The sequence below is a fragment of the Taklimakanibacter lacteus genome (assembly GCA_003576695.1).
Taxonomy (GTDB): Bacteria; Pseudomonadota; Alphaproteobacteria; order Rhizobiales; family Aestuariivirgaceae; genus Taklimakanibacter; species Taklimakanibacter lacteus.
In genome coordinates this window covers 28,917-42,692 of the sequence record QOZQ01000013.1, presented here as the reverse complement: position 1 = coordinate 42,692, position 13,776 = coordinate 28,917, and the positions used below count along the sequence as shown (strand labels likewise).

Below are 13,776 nucleotides of genomic sequence, written 5' to 3'. Positions count from 1 at the left end.
CCTCACGCAACGGCGACGGCCTCGATCTCGATATCGAACTCCATCGGCCATGACGCCACGGGCACGAAAGTGCGCGCCGGTGGATCTTTGGGAAAGTGCCGCGCATAGACACGGTTGATGGCGCCATAGAAGCCGGCATTGGCGGCATAGACGCGCACCATCAGGATGTTCTCAGGGCTCGCGCCGGCGGCGGCCAGGCAATGCTTCAGCGCGGTCAGCGATGCCTCGGTCTGGACCTCGATGTCTCCCTTCACCAGCGCTCCTGTATTTATATCGAGGGGCGGCGCCCCGGACACGAAGACAAGCCCCTGTCCCTTCGTCACCAGCGACAAGGGCACACCAAGCTTGCGGGCCGTTTCCGACAGCACCGGCACTTCGATGATTTCTCTCTTCATGTGATCTCCTGTGAACGAGGTGTCCCATCATACTGGCAGAAGTGCGTCGGGCTTCACATCGGCAACCGATGTATAAGTGTGCGTTTCGCGCACGCCGGGCAGCGGCAGGATGACCCGCTGCAGGAAATCCTGGAAAACCGACATGTCGGCGATGCGGGCCTTCACCAGATAGTCGAAACCGCCGACGACCATGTGGCATTCGAGGACCTCGGGCGCATTGGCTACCGCTTCGGCGAAGCGATCGAATACCTGCGGCGTCGTCTGATCGAGCCTGACCTGGATGAAGACGATGGTCCCGCGGCCGATCTTGGCCGGATTGAGCACCGCCCTGATACCGGTGATGTAACCCTCGCGGAACAGTCGCTTGACCCGCTGGCTGGCGCCGGTCGGCGACAGGCCGACACGGGCCGCGAGATCGAGCGTGGTGCGCCGTCCATCCTCTTGCAGCAGCCGCAGGAGATTGCGGTCGATCGCATCGAGTTCTGTCATTTCTAAACTCACGCAAGCTGGGCAGAAATTGTGCGATATTCGCAAGTGATAGCGCGAAATAGCCTATTTTATCGCGCTGATGAGGGCAATAGCCTGCGATCTTTGTCCAAGCCTACCGCTCTCTTCCATCTGCGTGCAAAATGACCGGCGAAATCCAAGATACAAGCCGAAAACTGGCGGTCCTCGCCGGCCTGGCAATGGTCGCGATCACCGCTGTGCAATTCGTTGCGGCCCGCTTCAGCCTGCGTGCCGACCTCACCGCCACCGACATCGCCACCTTGCGGTTCCTGGGCGCCGGCATTGTCTTCGTGCCGATTGTGTGGCGCACAGGTTTCGGCAAACTGAAGGCGCTCGGCTGGCGGCGCGCTCTGGCGCTCGCTCTTCTCGTTGGCCTCCCCTATCCCATGATCATCAACTGGGGCCTGACCTATGCGCCGGCCACCCATGCGGCGGCCTTGTGCCCGGCTTCGATCGTCTTCTTCTCTTTCCTGCTGTCGCGCGTCTTCTTCAGGGAACAGGTTTCGCCCTTTCAGGCAATCGCTATAGCAGTGCTCATCGCCGGCCTGCTTTTCTTCATCTCGCCCAATGGAAATAACGAGACCGACAGCTTGTTCGGCGATCTGGTGTTCGTCGGCTCGGGGATCATGTTCTCGGCCTATGCCATTCTGGTGCGCCGCTGGGCGGTCGATTCGACCATGGCCACCGCCGCCGTCGCCCTCATCTCCTGCCTGCCTCTTCCTTTCATCTATCTCTTCGTGCCGAACGGTCTCGATAGCGCTCCGACAGCTGAGATACTGATCCAGATCGTCGTTCAGGGATTTCTTGCCGGCGCGGCCGCCATCTTTCTCTACACTTATACGGTGCGGCAGCTGGGGCCGCAGATGGCCTCGTTGTTCCTGCCTTGCGTGCCCATCGCCACAGCCTTTACCGGCATGATTGTGCTGGGCGAGCATCCAACCCTCCCGCAGTTCCTGGCGATTGCCGTAATGACCGCGGCGATGATCGTGCTGGCGCTCCTGCATCAGCGCGGTGAGAGGTGGAAAGCCCGGCCGGAGGAAGCTAAGCTTGCGGCATACACGTCGTCATTCGAAGGCGACTGATCCCTGCCCCAAGCCTTGGAACCGGTACTTGCATGACCAATCCCGCCGATCTCGACCCTCGCCAGATTGATACGCTGAAAGCCATCATGGCGGCCCTGCGCACGCCGGTCACCGGCTGCCCTTGGGATCTCGAGCAGGATTTCTCGACCATCGCGCCCTATACGATCGAGGAAGCCTATGAGGTGGCGGATGCGATCGAGCGCGGCAATAAGGCCGATCTGTGCGAGGAGCTGGGCGACCTCCTCCTGCAGGTCGTCTATCACGCGCAGCTTGCGGCAGAGGAAAAGAGCTTCGCCTTCGACGATGTGGTCGAGGCCATCTGCCGCAAGATGGTGCGCCGCCATCCGCATGTCTTCGGCGATGAGCAGGCCCGCTCCGCCAAGCTCGCCAAGGGCTTCTGGGACGAGATGAAAGCGCGCGAGAAAAAGGCCGGCCATGGACCGGAAGGCATACTCGACGGCGTGCCCATCGCCCTGCCCGGCATGACGCGCGCCGTCAAACTGCAGGCCAAGGCCGCCAAGGTTGGCTTCGACTGGCCGTCGGTCGACTTCGTCTATGACAAGATGAACGAAGAAATCGCCGAGCTGAAGCAGGAAACGGCGCGCGACAGGCAGGAAGCGGAGTATGGCGACCTCTTGTTCGCCACGGCCAATCTGGGCCGGCATCTCGATATCGATCCCGAACGCGCGCTGCGCGCCGCCAACGAGAAATTCCTGCGGCGCTTTCGTCATATCGAGAACGAGCTGGCGAAGCGCGGCTCATCGCCGAAGCAGTCATCGCTGGCGGAAATGGATGCGCTGTGGGACGAAGCCAAGGCGCTCGAATAGTCCGTTTGAAGAAGACTATTCCGCCGCCTGATCCAGAATGCTCGTATTGCGCAGCCGGCTCTTGAAACGACTGGCGGCGATCTGTGCCTTGTCGGCGCCCAGGCGAACGGTGAGCACCACGCTGCCGTCCTCGAGTTCTTCGCGGCCGAGGACCTCGCCCTTGTCGTAAAACCAGGCTTGGCCCTGCCCGTCGGCGGGGTCGAGCACCGCCTCATAGATGGTGAGGCCGCGGCCGAGCTTCTCCTCGATCAGCTCGCGCAGATCGGCAAGGCCTTCGCCGGTCAGCGCCGAAACGACGGCGCAATCATCCTGGCGCAGAACCTGGGCGCGCCGCATGGCCTGCGCGTCTTCGGGCAAGAGGTCGACCTTGTTCCACACCTCGATGATGTGATCGCGGCGGTTCTCGCCAATGCCGAGCTCGGTCAGGATGGCTGAGACATCGGCCGCCTGCGCCTCGCTTTCCGGGTGGCTGATATCGCGGACATGCAGGATGACATCGGCCTCGATCACCTCTTCGAGCGTGGCGCGGAAGGCGGCGATGAGCGGCGTCGGCAGGTCGGAGATGAAGCCGACCGTGTCGGAGAGCACCGCCTTGCGGCCATGCGGCAGCGAGATCGCGCGCATGGACGGATCGAGCGTGGCGAAGAGCAGGTCCTTGGCCAGGACCCCGGCATTGGTGAGGGCATTGAACAAGGTGGACTTGCCGGCATTGGTATAGCCAACCAGCGCCACCACCGGATAGGGCACGCGCGCCCGGCCGGAGCGGTGCAGGCCGCGGGTCTTCACCACTGAATCGAGTTGCTTCTCGAGCCGCGAGATGCGCTCCTGGATGAGGCGCCGGTCGGCTTCGAGCTGGGTCTCACCGGGGCCGCCGAGGAAGCCGAAACCACCGCGCTGGCGTTCCAAGTGGGTCCAGGACCTGACCAGGCGGCTCTTCTGGTACCGCAAATGGGCAAGCTCGACCTGCAGCAGACCTTCACGGGTGCGGGCGCGGCGCCCGAAGATCTCGAGGATGAGGCCGGTGCGGTCGAGCACCTTGGCGCTCCAGGCCTTTTCAAGGTTGCGCTGCTGGATCGGGCTCAATGTGCCGTTGACGACGACAAGATCGGCCTCGGTGTCCTCCACCAGACGGGCGATCTCGTCGACCTTGCCCTGGCCGAGCAATGTTGCCGGCCTGGGCTCGGCCAGCATGACGACAAGCTGTCCCGTAATTTCCAGGTCAATGGCGAGCGCCAGACCGACGGCCTCTTCCAGGCGTGAACCCGCATCCCGATCGCCAGGCGACGCAGCCGCCCTGCCCTTGCGCTCGACATGAACGACAATGGCGCGTGTGGCCTGAGGCCCCTCAATCTGGAATCGAACTTCGTGCCCGGAAGAATGCTTCGGTCTCGTGGACTTCACCCGTCCTTGCCTTCCTCGTCGAACAGGCTGATCGGCCCGCCCGGCATGATCGTCGAAATGGCGTGCTTGTAGACGAGCTGGGACAGACCGTCCCGGCGCAGCAACACGCAGAAATTGTCAAACCAGGTAATAATACCCTGCAATTTAACCCCGTTGACGAGAAATACCGTCACGGGGATCTTCTGCTTGCGGACGTGATTGAGAAAGGTGTCCTGCAGATTTTGTGGTTTTTCCTGTGCCATTTAGCGCTTATTTCCTTCTTTTCGGTCACAGCCGAGGGAATCCGAAGCTAGCACGGTTGCAGAATGCGCAAAACCGCTAATTCGCTGCGGGCCAGATGGGACCCCGTCCCTCATTTGCGAAGTCCTGGCACAGAGTTCAATGGGTTCGCCGCTGCGCATGCAGAACGACACACTTAACACGTAAAATCCTAAATATAGCTTTTAAATCCTGTTTGGGTATTGTTTTCGCGCCGCGGTCCAGGAATGAAATTCGCGAAAGGTCTTCAGGCGGCCGTCGAATTGACGCGATTGCGGCCGCCGCGCTTGGCGCTGTAGAGCGCTTCATCCGCCCGCTTCAGAACGGTTTCCATCGTATCGGACTGGCTCTCGATGGTGGCGACGCCAATCGAGACCGTAACGGTCAGGGGACCGTTGTCAGCCCCGACATTGAAGGGCTTGCCGGAGATGTTGCGGCGCATGCGATCGGCGATCTTGGCCGCTATATCCGCGTTGGTGTTGGGCAGGACGATCACGAACTCCTCGCCACCGATGCGGCAGATCATGTCGATGTTGCGGATCGCCTGCTTGAGGCGCGACGCCAGCTCCTGCAAGACGCGGTCGCCGACCGCATGTCCGTTCTCGTCATTGACTGACTTGAAGTGATCGACATCGAGCGCCAGGAGGGAGAGCGTCTTGCCGCGGTTGATCGCATGCTCGACAAGGGCCGCCGTCTGGCTTTCCATATAGCGGCGGTTATAGAGGCCGGTCAGTGAATCGGTGACGGCCAGCTCCATCGTCGTCTGCACATGCGAGCGCAATTGATCGGTGTAGCGACAGCGCCTTATCTGGGTGTTGGCGCGCGCCAGAAGCTCCTGCTTGTCGATCGGTCGGATCAGATAGTCGTTGACGCCCATGTCGAGGGCGCGCAACAGGCGCTGATGATCGTCCGGTGCCACGACGATCAGGATGGGCACCTGGCGGGTGCGTTCGAGTGATTTGAGCTGCGAGCACAGGCGCAGACCGTCGACATTGTCCATGTCGAGATTGATGATGATGAGCTCATAGCGGGTCTCGGCCGCATGCATGACGGCGGTCAGTGGATCGTCGATGACCGTCACTTCATGATGCGGGACAAGTGCAGCTTTGGTGCGTTCGCTGGCCGCGGCGCGGTTGTCGATGACCAAAACCTTGCCCGGCCGCTGCTCGGCATTCTCCTGACGGGTCATCAGCTTGACGGTTTCGCCATTGGGCGAGCGCGCGCGCAACTCATCGGTGAGCATCTTGAGCCGTACCAGGCTTTTCACCCGGCAAAACAAGGCGAGATCGTTCACCGGCTTGGTCAGGAAGTCATCGGCCCCCGCCTCGAGGCCCTTTACTCGGTCTTCGGGCTGATCCAGGGCCGTCACCATGACCACGGGAATATGGTGAGTTTGCGCGTTGTTCTTGATCTGCCGGCAGACCTCGATACCGTCGATGCCGGGCATCATGACATCGAGAAGGACGATGTCGGGTTTCGTGCGCTGAATCGAATCGAGCGCATCGATGCCATTCATCGCCGTGACCACATCGAAATACTCGGCCGAAAGCTTCGCCTCGAGGAGGCGCACATTCGCCAGAATATCGTCGACGACCAGTACCCTGGCGGTCATTGCGGTCTCTTGAGGAAACTGTCCACGGTCTTGAGGAAGCTCATCACCGAGATGGGCTTCGAAATGTAGGCTTCGCAGCCGCCTTCGCGAATCTTTTCTTCGTCACCCTTCATGGCGAATGCCGTCACGGCGATGACGGGTATCTTCTGCAGCTCCTCGTCTTCCTTGAGCCACTTGGTGACCTCGATGCCGGACACCTCGGGCAGCTGGATGTCCATGATGATGAGGTCGGGCATATGCTGGCGCGCGATTTCGAGCGCCGACAGGCCGTCGCGCGTCTGCAGCACGCGATAGCCATGCGCTTCGAGGAGATCGTTGAAGAGCTTCATATTGAGCTCGTTGTCCTCAACAATCAAAACTGTCTTGGCCTGCGCCGCATTTGTTGCGAGCATCTGCTCGTTTCCCACTCGTTTGCCCGGTATGTGTAGCACGGCTGGCGCCCTGTCGGTGTGTTCCGTCGTTTGTCGAGACTGTCCTACAACCCACCGATTTCCCTGTTTCGTTTGAGAAATACTGCCAATTTCCCTATGGGGAATTGTGGCCGAACTCGGTAACTAACAGTTTAACCAGAACGGCACTCAGGAACGTGGTAAATTTTTGATTAACAATGAGAGCGGTACCTCCATGAAATCTTCCGGCGTTTCACGCGGCGAGGCCGAGATCATTGCCCTGAAAATACTAGGCTTTCTGGCGAACGACCACGCCCGGCTCAACCGCTTCCTAGCTCTTTCCGGGGTCGACCTCAATGACCTCGGAGCAGGCGCCCAGAGCCCTGATTTTCTGGCCGGCATCCTCAATCATCTGCTCCAGGATGAACCGCTCCTCCTCACCTTCAGCGCCGAGCATGACCTCGATCCGCGGCTGCCTGCGCTGGCGCTGCGGGCCCTGGCCCCTATCGACGAGGTCTGACTATGCCGCTGCGTCGGCGCGGATCTCGAGCGCGCCATGCGCTTCGAGGGCCGCCTTGAGGCGCGGTCTTGCACGTATGTGAGCGGCAACCCGCGCAATGTTCGGGCAGCGCTCAAGCACCGCCTCTTCGGATGGGTGGGCCCATAGCGTCAGCATGAAGAGATAGATGTCGGCGGCGGAGAAATTGTCACCCAGCAGGAACGGCCCGTCGGCGGCAAGCTTGCCTTCCATGATATCGAAAAGCGTCAGGCTGTACTGCTCGGCCTTGCGCCGGCTCAAGGCATTCTGCTCTTCGCCGTCGACGAGCCTGCGGCAGTCAAAGGCAAAGTCGATATAGGTATAGAGGTTGGTCGCCATGAAAACGAGATGGGACAGATAGACGGCATGATCGTCGCTGCCGATGGGCGGCGCCAGGCCGGTGTCGCGATGCGTGTCGGTGAGGAAGGCGACAATGGCGGCCGATTCGGTGATCGCGCGGCCGTCAGGCAGGCCGAGGGCCGGAATAAGCCCGAGCGGGCTGATCTCGCGGAATTCCGGCGCCCTCACCTGCTCGGGTGTCAGCCAGACATTCTGATAGGGGACGCCAAGCTCTTCAAGCACCAGGTGAGCGCCGATCGAGCCCCAGCGCTTCACATTGTAAAGCTTGTACATCGGCTCCTCCCTCGGTCTCGCCGCCCGTTCTGCGGCACATTGGCGGCGGAATCCGTCCCGGCGGGCAGTGAAGCCCATTTAGAACAGCTGTGCAACGCCATGATGACGGCTAGAATGACACCATGCACAGGGATGAGACGGCAAGGGGATTCTGCCGCGATTGTTTCGCGCCCGCGGGCGATGACGACCGCCGCTGCCGATCCTGCCGTTCGCCGCGCCTGATCCGCCATCCGGAATTGCACAATCTCAGCACCGCCCATCTCGATTGCGATGCCTTCTATGCCGCCATAGAGAAGCGCGACAATCCCGATCTGCGCGATAAGCCGGTCATCGTCGGTGGCGGGCACCGCGGCGTCGTGTCGACCTGCTGCTATATCGCGCGCATCCAGGGCGTCAGGTCGGCGATGCCCATGTTCACGGCGCTCAAGCTCTGCCCGGAAGCGACCGTCATTGCGCCCAATATGGCGAAATATGCAGCGGTCGGGCGCGAGGTGCGGGCGCTCATGCTCAACCTGACCCCGCTCGTCCAGCCGCTGTCGATCGATGAAGCCTTTCTCGATCTCAAGGGAACGGAAAGGCTGCATGGCCGCACCGCCGCCTTCTCCCTCGCTTATCTGGCGCTCGATATCGAAAAGCAGATCGGCATCACCGTCTCGATCGGCCTGTCGCACAACAAGTTCCTGGCCAAGATGGCGTCCGATCTCGACAAGCCGCGCGGCTTCTCGGTCATCGGCAAGGCCGAGACGCTGGGCTTCCTGGCGGCCCGGCCGGTCGGCGCCATCTGGGGCGTCGGCAAGGCGATGCAGGCCGAGCTCGGCAAGGACGGGATCACGATGATCGCGCAGTTGCAGACGCGCGAGAAGACCGATCTCATGCGCCGCTATGGCGTATTGGGTGCCCGCCTCTATCATCTGGCGCGCGGCGAGGATGCCCGCACTGTCTCGCCCGACGATGATACGAAAAGCATCAGCGCCGAGACGACTTTCGACGCCGATCTCAGCGACTACAAGACGCTCGAGCGCATTCTGTGGCAGATGAGCGAGAAGGTCTCCGGGCGCGCCAAGAAAGACCGGCTTGCCGGGCGCACCGTGACGCTCAAGCTGAAGACGGCCGACTTCAAGATCAGGACCCGCAATGCCTCGTTCCACGAGGCGACGCTGCTGGCCGACCGCATCTTCTCGGCGGCACAGCCGCTGCTCAAGCGCGAGGCGACCGGCACGGCGTTCCGGCTGCTGGGCGTCGGCATATCACAGCTGAGCGAGATCGACCCGACGGCCGCGGATGCAAGTCTCGACGAACGCGCCGCCACCCGCGCCAAGGCCGAGCATGCCATCGACCGCCTGCGCGAGAAATTCGGCAACAAGTCGATCGAACGCGGGCTGGCTTTCGAAGGCGAGCCTGAAAAAGACTAGTTGCAGGCCGGCTGGTTGAGGAGTTCGATCGAAGTCAGCTTGCCGGACAGCACATAGTCGCCGTAATCGATCATGAGCGTCCCGGCGACGCCGTTCTCATAGATTGGAAAGCTCATCTGATAGCTTGGCAGCTCCTCGGCTGTCGCCTGGTCCGGCTTATATTCGTAGAACGTCACTGACAGCGGCCAATAGGCGAGGTCCTTCAGATCCTTGTCGACATTCGGATCGGAGCCCGCTTCCTTGCGCTTGCCGATGAAGGAAATCACCTTGTAGACCTTCGATCCCGAGGCGCCATCGAACAGGATGCTGACATCGCGGGTCTCGCCGCGCTCGGCGGCCTGCATGATGTGAAGCTGATGCGCCATCGGGAAGAGAACGCCCGACGGCAACTCGAATTCCTCGGGCTTGGGCTCGGTGATGGCGCCCTTGCCGCCCGTGCGGTCGCTCTGCATGTCGGCCTTGAGCTTGGTCTCGCTCTCCAGGCGGTTATTGATGAATTGCTTGTCGTTGAGCTGCAGCGCCGTGCCGTCGCCCGCTTCCCAGGAAGCGACCTGGTTGTCGAAAAGCTGGGTCTCCCCTTCATTCGGCCGCATCTCCATGACACGGCGGAAGCTGGTCGACCAGCCATCGCAGGTCGAGCCCGTCAATTCCATGACCATGCGGCCGTCGGCGCCGGAGACGTTGGAACGCTCGGTCGAGCGCTCGAGCCTCAGGTCATAGACGGCGCGGTGGGCGCGGATCGTCACCGAAGCCCAGGCATTGCTGCCTAATGCCGCAAGGGCAGCGATGCCCAACAGAAGACTTGCGCCGCGTTTGATCTGGTGTTTTCTAGTCCCGGTCATCTCGATCCTCTTCAACCCGCCCTCTTAAGCCAAACGGTAGCTCGCAACAATGGCCCCTGCCTTACCACGTCTTCTGGCGACCAGACGCCTGCCCCAGGAGGTGGAAACCCGCCTTGGCGCAGCCTATCAGGCCCAGTTCAATGCCGATGACCACCCGATGAGCGAGGCGGAGATTCTCGAGGGCGCCGAAGGCAAGGATGCGCTCCTGATCACGTCCATGGATAAAGGCTTCGCAACGGGAATCATCGCGAAACTGCCGCCGTCGGTTAAGATCATCGCGACCTTTTCGGTGGGCCATGAGCATGTCGATATTGCGGCGGCGCGCAGCCGCAATATCGCGGTGACCAACACCCCTGACGTGCTCACCAACGCCACCGCCGATATAACGCTTCTCCTCATCCTGGGGGCGGCGCGCGGTGCCTCCTGGGGCGAGCGGATGGTGCGCGAGAACCGCTGGGACTCATGGTCGCTGACCGAACCCCTGGGCTATGACGTCACCGGGCGGCGGCTCGGCATTCTGGGCCTGGGGCGCATCGGCCAGGCGGTGGCCAGGCGCGCCCAGGCTTTCGACATGGAGCTCCATTATCATAATCGGCGGCCGGTGGCGCCTGACCTCGCCCTCGGCGCCCGCTATCATGCCGATCTCTTCGACATGCTGCCCTATTGCGATTTCCTGTCGATCAATTGCGCCTCGACGCCCGAGACCCGCGGGATCGTCAATGAGAAGCTGATCGCGAAACTGCCCAGGGGCGCCATCATCGTCAATTCGGCGCGCGGCGACATCGTCGACGACGATGCGCTGATTGCCAACCTCAAATCGGGCAGGCTCGCCGCCGCCGGGCTCGATGTCTTCCGCAACGAGCCGAAGATCGATCCGCGCTATCGTTCGCTCGACAATGTGTTCCTGCTGCCCCATCTCGGCAGCGCGACGCGCGATACCCGCGTCGACATGGGCATGCGGGCGGCCGACAATCTCGATGCCTTTTTTGCCGGGGCCAGGCCCCGGGACCTTTTGACCTGACAAGCCAAGGAGACACGCATGAGCCAGATCGACAAGAAACTCGCCGAACTCGGCATTACCCTGCCCTCGCCCGCCAAGCCGGTCGCCAATTATGTCGGCTGGGTCCGCACCGGCAATCTCGTCTATACGGCGGGCCAGGTCACGCTGAAGGACGGCAAGATCGAATATCAGGGCAAGGTCGGCAAGGACTTCACCGTCGAGGACGGCGCCAAGGCGGCGCGCCTGTGCGCCATCAATATCGTGGCGCAGCTCAAGGATGCCTGCGGCGGCAATCTCGACAAGGTCAAGCGCATCGTGAAGCTCGTCGGCTTCGTCAACGGCACGCCCGAATTCGCCGACCATCCGAAAGTGATCAACGGCGCCTCCGACTTCATGGTCGAAGTCTTCGGCGACAAGGGCAAGCATGCGCGCTCGGCGGTCGGCTCCGGCTCGCTGCCGGTCAATGTCGCGGTCGAGGTCGAGGCCATCGCCGAGGTCGAATGAGCACGCGCTGGTCGCCCGCCTTGCGCCATCTTGACTGGCTCACCGGCCGGCCGATCGCGCATCGCGGTTTCCATGACGCGAAGCAAGGCGTCATCGAGAACACCAAGAGCGCCTTCGCCGCGGCGATCGTCCTGGGCTATGCCATCGAATGCGATCTGCAGGCGAGCGGCGACGGCGAGGCCCTCGTTTTTCATGACGAGACGCTCGATCGGCTGATGCAGGCCAAGGGCTTCGTCGCCCGCCATTCCGCAACCGAGCTCCAGGCGTTGGCGTTCAAGGCGGGCAGCGACCGGATCCAGACACTGAGCCAGCTCCTGGCGCAGGTCGATGGCCAGGTGCCGCTCGTCATCGAGCTCAAGAGCCTGTGGGACGGCAATGAGGTTCTGGCCCGGCGGGCGGTCGAGCTGGTGCAGGATTATGAGGGGCCTTTCTGCTTCATGTCCTTCGATCCCAAGGTGATCGCGACGGTGCGGAAACTGGCGCCCCAGATCGTGCGCGGCATCGTGGCCGACCGGGTCACCCATCCCGACTACGACATCCTGCCGGTGAGTGCCCGCGTGGCACTTCGCGACTTCGGGCATATTGGCGACACGCAGCCCGATTTCATCTCCTATCATTGGCGCGACCTGCCCTATGCGCCGGTCACGCAATTCCGCGAAACCGGGCGGCCGGTGATCTCATGGACCATACGCAGCGCCGAGGACGCCGCCGCGGCGCGGCGCTACAGCGACCAGATCACCTTCGAGGGTTTCCGTGCCTGATGAAGATCGAAGTCGTCTCAAGCATTGATGATATCCGCAAGGCGGACTGGGACGCTTGCGCCAAATCTTCAGGAACCTCATTCAACCCATTCATATCGCACGATTTTCTGAGCGCTCTTGAGAAATCGGATTCGGCTACCCGCAAGACCGGATGGCTTGGTCAGCATTTGGCGGTGAAGGACGATGTGGGTGCGGTTCTAGGGGTTGCCCCCGCCTATCTCAAATCCCACAGCATGGGCGAATATGTCTTCGACCACGCCTGGGCCGATGCCTTCCAGCGCGCCGGCGGGGACTATTATCCGAAGCTGCAGACGGCGGTTCCGTTCACGCCGGTGACGGGGCCCAGGCTTCTGGCGCCGACGGTCGAGCTGCGGGCGCTCCTGCTTTCGGGGTTGCGCCAGCTCGCCACGGAGCGCCAGGCGAGCTCGGTCCATGTCACCTTCCTCCCGGAGGAGGACTGGAACGCGCTGGGGCAAGCGCCATGGCTCAAACGCACCGACACGCAGTTCCATTGGTTCAACCAGGATTATGCGACTTTCGATGCGTTCCTGGCAGATCTCTCCTCGCGCAAGCGCAAGAATATCCGGAAAGAGCGCGACAGCGTGCGCGCGGCGGGCATCGCTTGCGAGTGGGTGACCGGGGCTGAGATCACCGAAGCGCATTGGGACGCTTTTTTCGATTTCTACATGGATACCGGCTCGCGCAAATGGGGCAGCCCCTATCTGACCCGGCGCTTCTTCAGCCTGATCGGCCAGAGCATGGCCGACCATATTCTCCTTGTTTTCGCGAAGCGGCGGGGTCGGATCGTCGCTGGCGCGCTCAATTTCATCGGCTCCGATGCGCTCTACGGGCGCAACTGGGGGGCTCTCGAGCACCACCAGAACCTGCATTTCGAGGCCTGCTATTACCAGGCCATCGAATTCGCCATCGCCCGCAAGCTCTCCCGGGTGGAGGCCGGCGCCCAGGGCCCGCACAAGCTGGCCCGTGGCTATCTGCCGAAAAGCACCTACAGCCTGCATTATCTCGCCCATCCGGGCCTTGCCCGCGCGGTTGCCGATTATCTCGACCATGAAAGAGAAGCGGTCGCGGAAGATCAGAGCGCCCTTGCCGAGCACGCGCCGTTCAGGAATGCTGGCGAGGAAGATTTCTAGACGGAAGAGATGGAGCGGTCCGATGCCTGCCTATGATCCCAACAACATCTTCGCCAAGATCCTGCGGGGCGAAATCCCTTCCATCAAGGTCTATGAGGATTCCGACACCCTCGTCATCATGGATATCATGCCGCAGGCCGACGGCCATGTGCTGGTGCTGCCGCGCGCGCCGTCGCGCAGTCTGCTCGATGCCGATCCCGCCATCTTCAAGCCGCTGTTCGAGACGGTGCAGGTGATCGCACGGGCCGTGCAGCAGGCTTTTGGCGCGGAAGGCGTGCTGGTCAAGCAGTTCAATGAGGAAGCGGCCGGGCAGACCGTGTTCCATCTCCATGTCCATGTCGTGCCGCGCAAGGCAGGCGAGGCGCTGCGCCCGCATTCGGGCAAGATGGCCGACATGACGCTGCTTGCCCGCCATGCCGAGATGATCAAGCAGGCGCTCAATTCGCCGCAGACCTGACACAGGC

Annotated in this window: 17 protein-coding genes; 9 read left to right on the top strand and 8 right to left on the bottom strand. The window is 62.0% G+C overall.

Features of this window, described 5'->3' with window-relative positions:
- Positions 1-2: 2 nt before the first annotated feature.
- Together DT068_RS23440 and DT068_RS23435 are read right to left on the bottom strand one after the other, a co-directional pair.
- A complete protein-coding gene (locus DT068_RS23440; RefSeq protein WP_119392324.1) occupies positions 3-395 on the bottom strand; it encodes a RidA family protein in 393 nt (130 codons plus the stop codon).
- A 27-nt stretch (positions 396-422) separates the two neighbouring features.
- On the bottom strand, positions 423-884 hold the full coding sequence (locus DT068_RS23435; protein ID WP_119392323.1) for an Lrp/AsnC family transcriptional regulator: 462 nt from the start codon (positions 882-884) through the stop codon (positions 423-425).
- Between the two features lie 140 nt (positions 885-1,024).
- Here DT068_RS23435 and DT068_RS23430 point away from each other — a divergent pair, with 140 nt between their 5' ends.
- Positions 1,025-1,984, top strand: a complete 960-nt coding sequence (locus DT068_RS23430; protein WP_119392322.1) for a DMT family transporter — start codon at positions 1,025-1,027, stop codon at positions 1,982-1,984.
- Positions 1,985-2,016: 32 nt separating this feature from the next.
- Complete coding sequence (gene mazG / locus DT068_RS23425) at positions 2,017-2,811, top strand: nucleoside triphosphate pyrophosphohydrolase (RefSeq protein ID WP_119392321.1); 795 nt, start codon at positions 2,017-2,019, stop codon at positions 2,809-2,811.
- Positions 2,812-2,826: 15 nt separating this feature from the next.
- Here the strand turns inward: mazG and hflX are convergent, their stop codons facing one another.
- From hflX to DT068_RS23405, 4 genes are all read right to left on the bottom strand, one after another.
- Positions 2,827-4,212 carry a GTPase HflX gene (hflX, locus tag DT068_RS23420; protein ID WP_119392320.1) on the bottom strand — a complete coding sequence of 462 codons (1,386 nt, stop codon included), beginning with the start codon at positions 4,210-4,212 and terminating at the stop codon, positions 2,827-2,829.
- A complete protein-coding gene (gene hfq, locus DT068_RS23415; protein WP_119274020.1) occupies positions 4,209-4,454 on the bottom strand; it encodes an RNA chaperone Hfq in 246 nt (81 codons plus the stop codon). The genes hflX and hfq overlap by 4 nt, the downstream gene beginning before the upstream one ends.
- 263 nt (positions 4,455-4,717) lie before the next feature.
- Complete coding sequence (locus DT068_RS23410; protein ID WP_119392319.1) at positions 4,718-6,082, bottom strand: PleD family two-component system response regulator; 1,365 nt, start codon at positions 6,080-6,082, stop codon at positions 4,718-4,720.
- Positions 6,079-6,474 carry a response regulator gene (locus DT068_RS23405; protein ID WP_119392318.1) on the bottom strand — a complete coding sequence of 132 codons (396 nt, stop codon included), beginning with the start codon at positions 6,472-6,474 and terminating at the stop codon, positions 6,079-6,081. The genes DT068_RS23410 and DT068_RS23405 overlap by 4 nt, the downstream gene beginning before the upstream one ends.
- A 232-nt stretch (positions 6,475-6,706) precedes the next feature.
- On the opposite strand from DT068_RS23405, the gene DT068_RS23400 reads away from it, so the two are divergent.
- Positions 6,707-6,991 carry a DUF3572 domain-containing protein gene (locus DT068_RS23400; protein ID WP_119392317.1) on the top strand — a complete coding sequence of 95 codons (285 nt, stop codon included), beginning with the start codon at positions 6,707-6,709 and terminating at the stop codon, positions 6,989-6,991.
- On the opposite strand, the gene DT068_RS23395 is transcribed toward DT068_RS23400, so the two are convergent.
- On the bottom strand, positions 6,992-7,642 hold the full coding sequence (locus DT068_RS23395; RefSeq protein ID WP_162914402.1) for a glutathione S-transferase family protein: 651 nt from the start codon (positions 7,640-7,642) through the stop codon (positions 6,992-6,994). It lies immediately after the preceding gene.
- Between the two features lie 122 nt (positions 7,643-7,764).
- Between DT068_RS23395 and DT068_RS23390 the strand changes: the two genes are divergently transcribed.
- Positions 7,765-9,054: a DNA polymerase IV gene (locus DT068_RS23390; protein ID WP_119392315.1), complete on the top strand. Its 1,290-nt coding sequence runs from the start codon at positions 7,765-7,767 to the stop codon at positions 9,052-9,054.
- Here the strand turns inward: DT068_RS23390 and DT068_RS23385 are convergent.
- Positions 9,051-9,896 (bottom strand): EipB family protein, encoded by an 846-nt coding sequence (locus DT068_RS23385; RefSeq protein ID WP_119392314.1) that lies wholly within the window; start codon positions 9,894-9,896, stop codon positions 9,051-9,053. The genes DT068_RS23390 and DT068_RS23385 overlap by 4 nt on opposite strands.
- A gap of 49 nt (positions 9,897-9,945) precedes the next feature.
- Here DT068_RS23385 and DT068_RS23380 point away from each other — a divergent pair, with 49 nt between their 5' ends.
- Genes DT068_RS23380 through DT068_RS23360 form a run of 5 tightly spaced genes read left to right on the top strand, consistent with a single transcriptional unit; the run spans position 9,946 to position 13,769 of the window.
- On the top strand, positions 9,946-10,917 hold the full coding sequence (locus DT068_RS23380; RefSeq protein ID WP_119392313.1) for a 2-hydroxyacid dehydrogenase: 972 nt from the start codon (positions 9,946-9,948) through the stop codon (positions 10,915-10,917).
- 18 nt (positions 10,918-10,935) lie between these two features.
- A complete protein-coding gene (locus DT068_RS23375; RefSeq protein ID WP_119392312.1) occupies positions 10,936-11,400 on the top strand; it encodes a RidA family protein in 465 nt (154 codons plus the stop codon).
- Positions 11,397-12,161, top strand: coding sequence for a glycerophosphodiester phosphodiesterase family protein (locus DT068_RS23370; RefSeq protein ID WP_368905085.1), 765 nt, complete (start codon positions 11,397-11,399; stop codon positions 12,159-12,161). The genes DT068_RS23375 and DT068_RS23370 overlap by 4 nt, the downstream gene beginning before the upstream one ends.
- The gene (locus DT068_RS23365) at positions 12,161-13,312 is read left to right on the top strand and encodes a GNAT family N-acetyltransferase (protein WP_119392311.1); all 1,152 of its coding nucleotides are present in this window, start codon (positions 12,161-12,163) and stop codon (positions 13,310-13,312) included. Before DT068_RS23370 ends, DT068_RS23365 begins: the two co-directional genes overlap by 1 nt.
- A 22-nt stretch (positions 13,313-13,334) precedes the next feature.
- Positions 13,335-13,769 (top strand): HIT family protein, encoded by a 435-nt coding sequence (locus DT068_RS23360; protein ID WP_119392310.1) that lies wholly within the window; start codon positions 13,335-13,337, stop codon positions 13,767-13,769.
- Positions 13,770-13,776 lie beyond the last annotated feature (7 nt).

Excerpts from the sequence above, each read along its gene's own strand:
- DT068_RS23380 (WP_119392313.1), top strand. The coding sequence starts at position 9,946 with ATGGCCCCTGCCTTACCACGTCTTCTGGCGACCAGACGCCTGCCCCAG.
- DT068_RS23385 (WP_119392314.1), bottom strand. The coding sequence starts at position 9,896 with ATGACCGGGACTAGAAAACACCAGATCAAACGCGGCGCAAGTCTTCTG.
- mazG (WP_119392321.1), top strand. The coding sequence starts at position 2,017 with ATGACCAATCCCGCCGATCTCGACCCTCGCCAGATTGATACGCTGAAA.
- DT068_RS23370 (WP_368905085.1), top strand. The coding sequence starts at position 11,397 with ATGAGCACGCGCTGGTCGCCCGCCTTGCGCCATCTTGACTGGCTCACC.
- DT068_RS23430 (WP_119392322.1), top strand. The coding sequence starts at position 1,025 with ATGACCGGCGAAATCCAAGATACAAGCCGAAAACTGGCGGTCCTCGCC.
- DT068_RS23435 (WP_119392323.1), bottom strand. The coding sequence starts at position 884 with ATGACAGAACTCGATGCGATCGACCGCAATCTCCTGCGGCTGCTGCAA.
- DT068_RS23410 (WP_119392319.1), bottom strand. The coding sequence starts at position 6,082 with ATGACCGCCAGGGTACTGGTCGTCGACGATATTCTGGCGAATGTGCGC.
- DT068_RS23360 (WP_119392310.1), top strand. The coding sequence starts at position 13,335 with ATGCCTGCCTATGATCCCAACAACATCTTCGCCAAGATCCTGCGGGGC.
- DT068_RS23375 (WP_119392312.1), top strand. The coding sequence starts at position 10,936 with ATGAGCCAGATCGACAAGAAACTCGCCGAACTCGGCATTACCCTGCCC.
- DT068_RS23395 (WP_162914402.1), bottom strand. The coding sequence starts at position 7,642 with ATGTACAAGCTTTACAATGTGAAGCGCTGGGGCTCGATCGGCGCTCAC.
- DT068_RS23390 (WP_119392315.1), top strand. The coding sequence starts at position 7,765 with ATGCACAGGGATGAGACGGCAAGGGGATTCTGCCGCGATTGTTTCGCG.
- DT068_RS23365 (WP_119392311.1), top strand. The coding sequence starts at position 12,161 with ATGAAGATCGAAGTCGTCTCAAGCATTGATGATATCCGCAAGGCGGAC.
- DT068_RS23405 (WP_119392318.1), bottom strand. The coding sequence starts at position 6,474 with ATGCTCGCAACAAATGCGGCGCAGGCCAAGACAGTTTTGATTGTTGAG.
- hfq (WP_119274020.1), bottom strand. The coding sequence starts at position 4,454 with ATGGCACAGGAAAAACCACAAAATCTGCAGGACACCTTTCTCAATCAC.
- DT068_RS23400 (WP_119392317.1), top strand. The coding sequence starts at position 6,707 with ATGAAATCTTCCGGCGTTTCACGCGGCGAGGCCGAGATCATTGCCCTG.
- DT068_RS23440 (WP_119392324.1), bottom strand. The coding sequence starts at position 395 with ATGAAGAGAGAAATCATCGAAGTGCCGGTGCTGTCGGAAACGGCCCGC.